The organism is Faecalibacterium sp. Marseille-Q0746 (genome assembly GCF_017377595.1).
Classification (GTDB): domain Bacteria; phylum Bacillota; class Clostridia; order Oscillospirales; family Ruminococcaceae; genus Faecalibacterium; species Faecalibacterium duncaniae.
In genome coordinates this window covers 69,839-81,979 of sequence record NZ_JAFREI010000013.1, presented here as the reverse complement: position 1 = coordinate 81,979, position 12,141 = coordinate 69,839, and the positions used below count along the sequence as shown (strand labels likewise).

Here is a 12,141-nt window from a genome sequence, read left to right as displayed (position 1 = left end):
CCCCCTGCCCGAACCGCTGCCGCTCTCCCCCGCCAACACCTATGGTCAGCACAAGCTGGAGGCCGAGGAGCGGGTCCTTGCGCTCTGCCCGGAGGCGGTGCTTCTGCGGGCCCCGTGGATGTACGATCTGCCCGGTGATGGCCTGCCCCTCCGGGGCAATCTGCCGCTGAACCTGCTGCAGGCCGCGCAAAACGGTACTCCCGTTCGCTTTTCGCCACACGATCACCGGGGTGTCAGCTGGGTGCGGGAGGTGGTGGAACAGCTCTTTCCCGCCTTGCAGCTGCCCGGCGGTGTGTACAATTTTGGCAGCGGGAACGATGCCGACATGGTCACAACGGCCCGGCAGTTTGCCGAAGCGCTGGGCGTGCAGGTGCAGATTGAGCCTGCTGATTTCTTCCGCAACCTTGTGATGGACAGCTCAAAGCTGGCCGCACAGGGGATTCGATTCCATGATACATTGAGCAGTTTTGAAGGCTGTTTGAGGTTTTATCAAAAATAAGAACGACCCTCTCCGCCAATGCTCCGCATTGCCACCTCTCCCAAAGGGAGAGGCAATTGCAGCTTCGAGGTAAGATTCTGCAAATCAGCAGTTTTCTTCCTGTCAGATGCGTTGGCTCCCCCTTCGGGGGAGCTGGCACGCGTCAGCGTGACTGAGAGGGTCGTTTTATGTTACAGCAGAATACAGATCAATCCGGTGCAGCCATCGTTGATGACCTGTTCCAGCGTTTCCTGCAGGCGGGTGCGGGCTTCCTGCGGCATGTGGAGGAGCTTGTTCTGCAATCCCTCATTCACCAGTTCATGCAGGCTCTTGCCAAAGATGTTCGATTCCCACAGCCTCTCCGGGTCGGCTTCAAAATCACCCAGCAGGCTCTGCACCAGATCCTCGCTCTGCTTCTCGGTGCCCACAATGGGGCTGATTTCGGTATGGATGACGGCTTTCATCATATGGATGGAGGGTGCGCTGGCTTCCAGCCGGACACCGTACCGCCCGCCCTGCCGTACGATCTCCGGTTCCTCCAGCGAGAGCTCCTCAATGCTGGGCATCACGATGCCGTAGCCGGTGGCTTCCACCTGTTCCAGTGCACTACGGATCTTCTCGTACTCCCGCTTTGCCCGGGATAGCTCAATGATGCAGGGCATCAGGCCTGCTTCGTCGCCAATTTCCAGCCCCGTCTGCTCACTGAGGACGCGGTAGAACACCTCTGGCTTCAGCAGAACGGTCACCCGCACCACGCCGTCGGAAAGGTTCATGCCGCTCAGGGCGGACTCCTGCACCGAATCCCCGGCCAGCGCTCCGGCACTGTTCTGGGCTGGAACATCCTTCATCCGGCTGATCTTCTCTGAAAACTGAAGCGCCGCCGTGTAGATCTCGTTCTGGAGCCAGTGGCCCTTTTCCAGCATCGTCACCCAGCGGGGAATGGCAAAATCCAGCTCCCGCACCGGAAATTCGTAGAGGACACGCTGCAGGATGGACAGCAGGTCATCTTTCTGCAGATCCAGACAGCTCACCGGCAGGACCGTGCGTCCGTAGGCCTGTTCCAGCTCTGCAGCCAGAGCCTTTGTCTCCGGAGCATCCGGACGGGTGCTGTTGAGCAGGATGACAAAGGGTTTGCCCAGCGCTTCCAGCTCTTCCACCACCCGCTTTTCGGCGGGCAGGTAGTTTTCCCGGGGGATCTCGCTGATGGAGCCATCGGTGGTGACCACGATGCCGATGGTGGAGTGGTCCCGAATGACCTTGCGGGTGCCGGTTTCAGCGGCAAGGTCAAAGGGGATCTCTTCCTCGAACCAGGGGCTTTTGACCATGCGGGGCTTCTCGTCCTCCTCGTGGCCCATGGCTCCCTCCACCATATAGCCCACACAGTCGATAAGCCGGATGCGGCACTCCCCGCCGCCCTCCAGTTGGAGCGGCACGGCCTGCTCCGGGATGAACTTCGGCTCTGTGGTCATGATCGTTCGCCCTGCCGCCGACTGCGGCAGCTCATCCCGGGCCCGGAGCTTTGCGTCCGCCGGGCCGATGGCAGGCAGCACCAGCTGCTCCATAAACTGCTTGATGAGGGTGCTCTTGCCGGTGCGCACCGGCCCCACCACCCCAATCAGGATCTCCCCGCCGGTGCGTGCCCCGATCTCCCGGCAGACAGTGGCTTCCAAACACTCCTGTTTTTCCAAATTGCTCTCTCCTCTCTCCCGTCCGCACCGGGCGGCAAGGCCGCACCTTCTGCGTCTGCTTCTCGGAAACAGTCTATTCGGACAGGCGGCAGGATATGAGCGGCACCTAGCGAAAAAACGTCGGTTGACGGAAAATCCTTTCTACGCTACAATAGAGAAAACTGTATGGAAAGGCGGAACGCAGATGGAGTGGAAGGTTTATTTTGAGGACAATCCGGGCTGTCACCGCCCGCATCGGGGCCGCCCCGGGCAGGAAGTGTCCTGCGGGGCACACTCGGTGTGGGGCGGGCAGCATTTCATCATCCCGGCGATTTACCTTTGTGGAAAAGGGCTGGTTGTAGACATCTGCCGCCAGGTGGAGCGTGAAGCGATCGAAGCGCATTACCAGAAGTTGGCCGCTTATGAAGGGATGGATATTGACGAATGCCCGCCGGAAGTTGTCGAACTGGCCGAAGCCGAGGACCCGTTTGGTTCTTTTGACTATCTGCCAAGTGTAGCCATCAACGGCAAAACCGTGGAGTACAGCCGCGGTGCCGGGGAATACTATAACCCCCTCCGCTCCGAAGAGGAGATCGTTTGCAGCGGTGAACAGGCGGCGCGGGACATCGTGAAGCACTACGGGCTTGACCCGGAACAAGGCTGGGATCTCCGGCAGTGGAGCTTTCCCTGGGCGACAAAGCGCAGGCCTGCCCACATCACCAGCCTGACACTGACCCTCACCCAGCGGGAACAGCCTGCCGAAGCGGTGCAGTTCACGGCAGCGCCCGGAAAGGTCGTGGAGTTTGCCCACCCCGTCACCGGTGTGCCCTGCGTGCTGACGGTCAAAGACCTGAAACCGGCCCGGATGCCGGAGAGTGACCTCCCCCACATGGGGCCGCCCATGGAATGGCCCCGGGAATTTGTGGAAATGACTTACACCCTGACCCCCGCCGTGACCACCGGCTGGGTGCAGGTGAACGACTGCGCCTCTAGTGATAAGCCCATCCGAAAAAGCGACGCACCCACGGAAGATGGAGCCATTGGCATCATCGGCGGGGCAGACGGCCCAACGGCGATCTTTGTGAGCGGAAAGCAGCAGGGTGATACCCGCACTGCCTGTTCCTCGCTCCACTTTGCGCCGGTGGAACCGGAAAATATCCGGTGGAAGGTGACCTACTACCAGAAGCAGTTCCCGGATGAAACTATAGCGCTCTTATAACGAAAAGACAGGCGGCTCCAACCAAAGTTGGATGCCGCCTGTTTTACTGTTCAGATCAACTTGATGGCCACCGCCTCGCTGGTGCGGTCCTGGGCTTCGTTGGTATGCTCGGGGTCATCCAGCATATAGCGGAGCAGGAGCACCTCGCCCACATAAAGCACCGCCACCTTGATGGGGATGCTGCCGGAATCCAGCGGGCTTTCCTGCGCGCCGCACCGCAGCACCACATCTGCCATGGCTGCGCCGGGCGAATCCTCATAATGGGTGAGCAAAATGATCTTTGCGCCGGATGCCTTGGCCGTGCGCAGCGTTTCCAGCATATCGCGGGTCGCGCCGGAATAGGAGATGAAGAGCACCACATCCTCCGGGCCCATCAGGCTGGCAGCCAGGATCTGCAGATGACTGTCCCCTGCGGTGCGGAACTTGTTGGACAGGCTGGAAAAGCGGGCGCAGATATCGTTGGCCAGCAGCATACTGCCGCCCTGACCCAGGCAGAACACCTGCCGCGCCGCACGCATCAGGTCCACAGCCTGCTCCACGGCTTCGGGCGAAAGAGAATTCTGGGTGCCGTTGATGGCAGTGAGAAACAGGCCGCTGGCGTGCTCACACAGGCTGGCGGTGGTAGCGCCCGGCTCCGGCTCATGCTGGTTGACCAGCGCACCGGTGGCGTTGGCCTGCGCCAGCGAAATGCGCATCTCATGGTAGCCCTCAAAGCCCAATGCCCGGCAGAAGCGGAACACCGTTGCCTCTGCTACCTTGCATTCCCGCGCAAGGGAGGAAATGGAAAGGTACTGTGCCTCGTCGGCATGGTGGACAAGGTAATCTGCCACAGCACGGCCGGATTTTGTCAGTTCGTCCTGCCTTTGCTGCAGCAGCTCCCAGAAGTTTGTGGTCGTAGACATGATGGTCTCCTTTTTCCTGCTCCGTTTCCCGCCGGAAGGGCCGGCCGCACACGCCAACACCATTGTCGGGAAGTTTTCCTTTAAGAAAAGTATAAAAGAATCCCAGCCGCTTGGCAAGAGGGGCTTTGACTACAAATTCAGGTTCGTTTCTGTGCAGAGCGCCCAAATTCGCCGCATTAGTATGACTTATTTGTGAAAATCCTTTTCAATTTATCGGATTTCCCCCTCTTTTTTGAGTGAAAACTATTTTCACCGACAAAAAGCGCAGTTTTTCTATAATGGTTACAAAATAGCTACAACTTTCAAAATTTCCGTAAATCCTGCCCAAAAGGCCAGTCTTTTCGCTAAAATTGTGCGACATTCACAAGAAAATCCTTTCATTATTGGGCAGACAGCCGATAGACAAAATGAAAATATTTTTCTATAATAAGGCCAATAGAAGCGGTTCCCACACGAGGGCCGCAGAGCAGAATCGCACTACATCAATGAGTAAGGAGAAGTTTCTTATGAAAAACAGTATCTCTCGCCGCTCTTTCCTGAAGGCCGTGGGTGCCCTGAGTGCAGCCGGTGCACTGGCCGCATGCGGCGGCAGCTCCTCCAGCAGCACTGCTGCTTCCTCCACTGCAGCTTCTGCAGCGGCAAGCACCGCAGCTGGCGCAAACATCAAGCTGTGGACATACCCCATCGGCGGCTGGGGCAAGGACGAGACTGTGCAGGAGCTGATCTCCAGCTTCAACGCAAAATATCCCGACATCAAGGTCACCGTTGAGTACCTGGATTACACCAATGGTGATGACCAGGTCAACACCGCCATCGAGGGCGGCAGCGCACCCGACCTGATCATGGAAGGTCCCGAGCGTCTGGTTGCCAACTGGGGCAAGAAGGGCGTTATGGCTCCCCTGAACGACCTGTGGACCGACGATGCCAAGAAGGACATCTACGCTTCCGTTGAGTCCGCCTGCAGGAACGATGCCGGCGACTACTACGAGTATCCCCTGTGCATGACCGCACACTGCATGGCCGTGAACATGACCAAGGTCAAGGAAGTGGGCGCAGACCAGTACATTGATACTGATAAGCACACCTGGAGCACCGACGGCTTCCTCAAGACCGTTGACGCACTGTACAATGGCGGTTATGAGAATGTTGCAGCCATCTACTGCAGCGGCCAGGGCGGCGACCAGGGCACCCGCGCGATCATCAACAACATGTACGGCGGCACCTTCACCGATGCTGAGCACACCAAGTACACCGCCGACTCCCCCGAGAACATCAAGGCCATCCAGGCTCTGTACGATGCCAAGGGCGTAAACTTTGATGCTTCCATCAACGGCGGCGAGGAGATCACCCTGTTCCGCAACGGTACCCTGCAGATGGCATTCTGCTGGAACATTGCACAGCAGCTGAACTCCGACAACAACGATGCCGGCCTGACCAACAGCGGCGACGAGATCTTCCCCATGGCCTTCCCCACCGAGAGCGGCGATCCCAAGCTGTGCGGCGGCATCTGGGGCTTCGGCATCTTCGACAACGGCGACGAGGCCAAGATCGAAGCCGCCAAGACCTTTATCGACTTCATCGCTGCTGACCCCGACCAGGTTGGCGCAAGCGTTCTGGCTTCCACCTACTTCCCCGTTCGTGAGAGCGTTGGCGACATCTACGCCGGAAACGACATTATGAGCGAGTACACCAAGTTCATGGGCTTCCTGGGCGATTACTACCAGATCACCCCGGGCTGGGCAACTGCTCGTACCGAGTGGTGGAACATGCTGCAGCGCGTTGGCACCGGTGAGCCCGTTGAGCAGGCCGTTGCTACCTTTGTTGAGAACGCAAATGCTGCCGCTACTGCCGAGGCATAAGCGCACCACCTGAGTTTTTCATCGCAACGTTATAAACCTTGCCCCTTCCTCGATAATCCCGGCGAGGGAGGGGCATTCTTTTTGCAAGTTCCGTCGGGAGCCGGTCATTTTACCGGAGCTAAACGAAAGGTTTGGTGATTTTCTTGGCTGCTACCACCGTAAAAGTCAAAGAGCCAAAGCGCAGCCGCGCACTGGTCCGGCAGGAGACCATCGCATCCTACCTCTTCCTTCTGCCCAGCCTGATCTTCTTTCTGGGGTTCGTCATCTACCCCATGATCCTCTGCGTGGTCACGAGCTTCTTTGATTCCACCATGAACCGCGCCGATGTCTTTGTCGGCCTTGCAAACTACAAAGAGCTGTTCGCCGATAAGATCTTCCTGGGTGCTCTGAAAAACACCTTCATCATCGTTATCGTGTCGGTGCCTGTGACCTGCGCCTTCTCGCTGTGGGTCAGCTCCGCCATCGTGGATCTGCCCGAGTGGGCCACCAGCCTTTTCCGCTGCGTGTTCTACCTGCCCGTTGTCACCGGTTCCGTTGCCGTTACCGTTGTCTGGAAGTGGATGTACAACAATTACTACGGCATCTTCAACTATCTGGGCAAGACGCTGGGTCTGATCGACAAGAACATCAACTGGCTGGGCGATGAGCGGTTCGCTCTGGGCTGCATCATCCTCATCCTGCTGACCACCTCTGTGGGCCAGCCCATCGTTCTGTATGTTTCCGCCCTGGGCAACGTGGATCAATCCATCGTGGAAGCTGCCGAAGTGGACGGCGCAACCGATTTCCAGTGCTTCTGGAAGATCAAGTGGCCCGCCATCATGCCCACCACCCTGTACATCCTGGTCATCACCACCATCAATTCCTTCCAGTGCTTTGCGCTGATCCAGCTGCTGACTTCCGGCGGTCCCAACCACAGCACCGATACCATCATGTACTACATCTACTACACCGCGTTCAAGCTGTACCGCTACGGCTACGGCAACGCCATGGGTGTTGTGCTTGCCATCATCATTGCCATCCTGTCTGCGATCCAGTTCAAGGTTGGCAACCAGAATAATTGAGGAGGTGCGTAACAATGAGTGCAACTGCTGCAACTGCAAAAAAGCAAAAGCCCTTGAAGCGTCACCCCAGCAAGCTCAAGCAGGCCAGCGCCTATACCATCCTGACCCTGATCCTGATCAGCATCGTGGCCGTGACCTTTGCGTTCCCGCTGTACTGGATCATCACTGGTTCCTTCAAAACCGGTGCAGCCATCAACTCCACCACCCCCGAGTGGTGGCCCCATGAGTGGGTGCTGACCAACTACCAGAAGCTGTTTGCCGGAAAGAGCGCTCCGCTGTGGCAGCTGGCCATCCCCTTCAGTGCACGCTTCAGTGCCGACGGCGATCCCATCTACTTCTCGGTCGGACCCACCGCTCCTGCTGCCCTGCGCTGGATGATCAACACCGTGTTCATGGCTGTTGTCTCCATGATCCTGACCTGCATCACCGCCGCCATGGCCGGTTATGCACTGGCCAAGAAGCGCTTTGTGGGCCGTCAGCTCCTGTTCACCCTGATCGTGTGCGCAATGGCTCTGCCCAAGCAGGTCATTCTGATCCCCCTGCTGCGTGAGATGAGTGCCCTGAACCTCTACAACACCATCTGGGCTGTCATCTTCCCCATCGTCGGCTGGCCATTCGGTGTGTTCCTGATGAAGCAGTTCAGCGAGGGCATCCCCACAGAAATGCTGGAGGCCGCCCGCATTGACGGCGCAAGTGAAGCCAAGACCTTTATCAGCATCGTACTGCCCATGGTCAAGCCGGGCATCGGTGCTCTGGCCATCTTCACCTTTATCAACAGCTGGAACGATTACTTCATGCAGTTGATCATGCTGTCCAGCACCAGCAACCTGACCATTTCTCTGGGCATTGCAAAGCTGCAGGCGGAAAACAGCACCGACTTCGGTCTGATCATGGCAGGTGCTGCACTGGCTGCTGTGCCTATCATCATCATCTTCCTCATCTTCCAGAAGTACTTCACCAAAGGCATCGCAATGGGTGCCGTTAAGGGCTAAAATCCCGACCGCCGCCTGCGGCGGGAACAGGGAGGGATTTTTGGCGCAGCGGTCAGCAGGATGCGAGGCCCGCCCAAGGGCCGAAGCAGACGCTGGGCACCGCAAGAGGGCGCTGATGCAGTGAACAGAACAAATAAGCATATAGGAGCTTAAGGAGACAAACCATGAAAGATATCACTAAGTACCAAGGCGTTATCCCCGCTTTCTACGCCTGCTACGACGCAGAGGGCAATATTTCCACTGAGGGTGTCAAGGCCCTCACCCGCCACCTGATCGCCAAGGGCGTTAAGGGCGTGTATGTCGGCGGTTCCTCCGGTGAGTGCATCTACCAGCATGTGGACGAGCGCAAGGCCGTGCTGGAGGCAGTGATGAGCGAAGCCAAGGGCAAGCTGACCGTCATTGCACATGTTGGCTGCAACAACACCGCCGACAGTGTGGAGCTGGCCCGCCATGCCGAGAGCGTGGGTGTGGATGCCATCGCCTCCATCCCCCCCATCTACTTCCACCTGCCCGAGTATGCCATTGCAAAATACTGGAATGACATGTCCGCTGCTGCTCCCAATACCGAATTCGTCATCTACAACATTCCCCAGCTGGCTGGCACCGGCCTGACCATGAGCCTGCTGAAGGAGATGCTCAAGAACCCCAACGTGGTGGCTGTCAAGAACAGCTCCATGCCCACCCAGGACATCCAGATGTTCAAGGATGCCGGTATCGCTGCCCGCGGCGAAGGCAACTTTGTGGTCTTTAACGGCCCCGATGAGCAGTTCGTCTCCGGTCGCGTCATCGGCGCAGACGGCGGCATCGGCGGCACCTACGCCGTGATGCCTGAGCTGTATCTGGCCATGAACGAGCATATCAACAAGGGCGAGGTCAAGGAAGCTCAGGCCCTCCAGTACGAGGCCGACCGCATCATCTACAAGATGTGTGAGGCCCACGGCAACCTGTACGCCGTGCAGAAAGAGATCCTGCGCCGGATGTACGGTCTGGAGCTGGGCGGCGTGCGTGAGCCCATGCCCAGCCTGATCCCCGAGGATGAGGCCATCGTGGCCGAAGCACAGGCCATGATCGAAGCCGCCATCGCAAAACTGTAAGCTGAACAAGCGCCCCCTCTCCGTCTCTTTTCAGAGGGGAGGCGGGCGCTTCTTTTTTGGAGGGAAAGCGTATGATCTGCGATACCCTGGATCAACTGCATCTGTACAAGGGATTCCACAAAAACCTCGACACGGCCATTGAGTTTCTGGCTGCACACCCGCTGGATACCCTGCCGCTGGGCCGTACCGAAGTGGACGGCGACGAGGTGTTCATCAATGTAATGGATGCCGATCTCAAGCCCCACACCGGTTCCCACGCCGAATATCACCGGCTCTACGCCGATCTGCAGATCGACCTGACCGGCGGCGAGGGCTGGGGCTACGAGACTGACCCCGGCACCGAGGTGGAGCCCTACCAGCCGGATATCGGCAAAAAGGACAGCGAGGATGCCGTTTTCGGCACTCTGGGCGAGGGGCGATTCGTCCTCTTTTTCCCCGGTGAGCTGCACCGCCCCGGCGTGGAAATGCCCAGCTGCGATCGTGTCCGCAAAGCTGTTGTCAAGATCAAGATGGAGGATAAGTATCATGGATAAGGAAAAACTGTTTGCTCAGATCAAGGGCGGGCTGATCGTCTCCTGCCAGGCATTGGAGCACGAGCCCCTGTACACCAAAGAGGGCGGCGTGATGCCCCTGATGGCCAAGGCTGCCGCCATGAGCGGCGCGGTGGGCATCCGTGCCAACACCGTGCGGGACATCACCCAGATCAAGGAGGTCGTGGACCTGCCCGTGATCGGCATCATCAAAAAGGACTACCCCGGCACCCCCATGTACATCACTGTGACCATGAAGGAAGTGGACGAGCTGGTGGCCTGCGGCGTGGATATTCTGGCAGTGCAGGGCACGGGAGCTCTCCGCCCGGACGGCTCCACCTCCGCTGAGTTCATCCGCGCCATCAAGGCAAAGTACCCGGATCAGCTGGTGATGGCCGACTGCGACAACTTTGAGAACGCCATGGCCTGTGCCGAGGCCGGTGCCGACTTTGTGGGCACCACCATGCGCGGCTACACCCCTGAGACCCAGGGCATTGACGACATCGATTTTGATTTCGTCCACAAGCTGGCCACCGAGTGCCCCGCCAAAGTCATTGCCGAGGGCCACATCCACTACCCCGAACAGGCCGTCAAGGCACTGGAAGCCGGTGCCTTTGCACTGGTGGTGGGCGGTGCCATCACCCGCCCTGCCGAGATCACGGCCCGCTTCACCGGAGCCATCAACGCCATGAACAAGTAAAACGGAGACACTGAGATGAAACAGTATCTTGCGATCGATATCGGCGGCACTGCCGTCAAGCTGGGCATCGTGGATGAGACCGGCGCGGTAGGCTCCAAGGCCGAGGAGAGCGTCAACTTTGACGGATACCAGACCCCGGTGCTGACCACCGTGCTCAAAGCTGCAAAAGCCTTTGTGGAGACCCAGAACATCGACGTGAACACGCTGGAAGGTGTGGGCGTTTCGGCCACCGGCCAGATCGACAGCCGCAAAGGCATCGTGGCCGGTACCTGCGGCAACTTTCCCAACTACATCAACAGCCCCATCCAGGCCGAACTGGAACGGCTCTTCGGCCTACCCGTCACCGTTGCCAACGATGCCAACTGCATGACGCTGGGCGAGGTCTGGGTCGGCGGTGCAAAGGGTTATACCGATGTCATCGGCGTGACCCTGGGCACCGGCGTGGGCGGCGGCATCCTGACCGGCGGCCGCCTTTTGGAGGGTGCCCGCGGACTGGGCGGTGAGCTGGGCCACTACCGCACCCATGCACTGGACGGTATCCCCTGCACCTGCGGTGCCACCGGCTGCTGGGAGCGCTACGCCGCCACCACGGCTCTGGTACGGGCCGCACAGGAAAAGGACCCGGCCTGGAAAGACGGCCGCGCCATTTTTGCTGCCGCAGAGGCTGGCAACAAGACCGTTCTGGCCCTGCTGGATGCCTGGACGGATGAGATCGCACAGGGCCTTGCAGGCATGGTGCACATCTTCAACCCGCAGCTCATTCTCATCGGCGGCGGCGTGAGCGCCCAGCAGAAGCTGCTCATCGAGCCCATTGCCGCCAAAGTCAGGGCCTCCGTTATGCCCGCCTTTGCCGAGGGGCTGGAGATCCGCGCCGCCCAGCTGCACAATGATGCCGGTATGGTAGGCGCAGTCTATTACTTCCGCCAGCAGCACGGCGAAGCCTGATCATCTGAACGATCAAAGGAGTGTATTGAGATGAAAACACATATTCTCTGCCTGGGCGATTCCAACACCCACGGTTATTGTGCCGACCCCAAGGATAACGCCGACGGCGGCATCCGCTTCAACGAGGACGAGCGGTGGACCTGCCGCCTGCAGACTGCTCTGGGCGACAAGTATCTGGTAACCGAAGAGGGCCTTTCCGGCCGCACCACCGTTTTTGCAGATCCCATCCACGAGTCCATGGATGCTCTGAGCGTGGCCTATCCCCTGCTCAAGAGCCATGAAGTCATCGACCTGCTCATCATCATGCTGGGCACCAACGATGTAAAAGAGCGCTTCAACGCAAACGCCGCCTGCATTGGCGCTGGCATGGAGCGCCTGATCCAGAAGTGCAAGACCGTGGACTGCTGGGGCGGCAAGGAACCCAACATTCTTGTAGTTGCTCCTCCGCGCATCAAGGAGGGCTTCCACGATGAGGTCATGGGCGACGGCTGTGTGGAGAAGTCCAAGGGCGTTGCCGGCTGGTACAAGATCATTGCAGAGCGCAACAACGTCCATTTCCTGAACGCTGAAGGCTGCGAGTTCAACCAGATCGACTTCATGCACCTGACCCGTAAGGGCCATGCACAGCTGGCTGAGAAGCTGGCTGAGCTGGTGCCGACGCTGCTCTGAGTCAAAAAGAACAACCCTCTCCGTC

General features: G+C 58.8%; 12 protein-coding genes. 10 read left to right on the top strand and 2 right to left on the bottom strand.

Annotated features, from left to right (window positions below):
- Positions 1 to 499: sugar nucleotide-binding protein (locus tag J3351_RS08900; RefSeq protein WP_207697568.1), on the top strand; the 499-nt coding region annotated here is incomplete at its 5' end.
- Between the two features lie 170 nt (positions 500 to 669).
- Here the strand turns inward: J3351_RS08900 and spoIVA are convergent.
- Positions 670 to 2,166 carry a stage IV sporulation protein A gene (gene spoIVA / locus J3351_RS08895; RefSeq protein ID WP_097771913.1) on the bottom strand — a complete coding sequence of 499 codons (1,497 nt, stop codon included), beginning with the start codon at positions 2,164 to 2,166 and terminating at the stop codon, positions 670 to 672.
- 184 nt (positions 2,167 to 2,350) lie between these two features.
- Between spoIVA and J3351_RS08890 the strand changes: the two genes are divergently transcribed.
- Positions 2,351 to 3,364, top strand: a complete 1,014-nt coding sequence (locus J3351_RS08890; protein WP_207697567.1) for a hypothetical protein — start codon at positions 2,351 to 2,353, stop codon at positions 3,362 to 3,364.
- Between the two features lie 50 nt (positions 3,365 to 3,414).
- Here the strand turns inward: J3351_RS08890 and J3351_RS08885 are convergent, their stop codons facing one another.
- Entirely contained in the window at positions 3,415 to 4,266 is an 852-nt protein-coding gene (locus J3351_RS08885; protein ID WP_005934417.1) for a MurR/RpiR family transcriptional regulator, read from the bottom strand.
- A 506-nt stretch (positions 4,267 to 4,772) separates the two neighbouring features.
- On the opposite strand from J3351_RS08885, the gene J3351_RS08880 reads away from it, so the two are divergent.
- From J3351_RS08880 to J3351_RS08845, 8 genes are all read left to right on the top strand, one after another.
- Positions 4,773 to 6,125, top strand: coding sequence for an ABC transporter substrate-binding protein (locus J3351_RS08880; RefSeq protein WP_097771197.1), 1,353 nt, complete (start codon positions 4,773 to 4,775; stop codon positions 6,123 to 6,125).
- Positions 6,126 to 6,259: 134 nt separating this feature from the next.
- A complete protein-coding gene (locus J3351_RS08875; RefSeq protein ID WP_097771261.1) occupies positions 6,260 to 7,186 on the top strand; it encodes a carbohydrate ABC transporter permease in 927 nt (308 codons plus the stop codon).
- 14 nt (positions 7,187 to 7,200) lie between these two features.
- Positions 7,201 to 8,178 carry a carbohydrate ABC transporter permease gene (locus J3351_RS08870; RefSeq protein WP_005934426.1) on the top strand — a complete coding sequence of 326 codons (978 nt, stop codon included), beginning with the start codon at positions 7,201 to 7,203 and terminating at the stop codon, positions 8,176 to 8,178.
- Positions 8,179 to 8,342: 164 nt separating this feature from the next.
- Positions 8,343 to 9,272, top strand: coding sequence for a dihydrodipicolinate synthase family protein (locus tag J3351_RS08865; RefSeq protein ID WP_005934429.1), 930 nt, complete (start codon positions 8,343 to 8,345; stop codon positions 9,270 to 9,272).
- A gap of 71 nt (positions 9,273 to 9,343) precedes the next feature.
- The gene (locus tag J3351_RS08860) at positions 9,344 to 9,805 is read left to right on the top strand and encodes a YhcH/YjgK/YiaL family protein (RefSeq protein WP_207697566.1); all 462 of its coding nucleotides are present in this window, start codon (positions 9,344 to 9,346) and stop codon (positions 9,803 to 9,805) included.
- Positions 9,798 to 10,502 carry an N-acetylmannosamine-6-phosphate 2-epimerase gene (locus tag J3351_RS08855; protein ID WP_005934431.1) on the top strand — a complete coding sequence of 235 codons (705 nt, stop codon included), beginning with the start codon at positions 9,798 to 9,800 and terminating at the stop codon, positions 10,500 to 10,502. Before J3351_RS08860 ends, J3351_RS08855 begins: the two co-directional genes overlap by 8 nt.
- A gap of 15 nt (positions 10,503 to 10,517) precedes the next feature.
- The gene (locus J3351_RS08850) at positions 10,518 to 11,447 is read left to right on the top strand and encodes an ROK family protein (RefSeq protein ID WP_207697565.1); all 930 of its coding nucleotides are present in this window, start codon (positions 10,518 to 10,520) and stop codon (positions 11,445 to 11,447) included.
- A gap of 30 nt (positions 11,448 to 11,477) precedes the next feature.
- Complete coding sequence (locus J3351_RS08845) at positions 11,478 to 12,116, top strand: GDSL-type esterase/lipase family protein (protein WP_207697564.1); 639 nt, start codon at positions 11,478 to 11,480, stop codon at positions 12,114 to 12,116.
- Positions 12,117 to 12,141 lie beyond the last annotated feature (25 nt).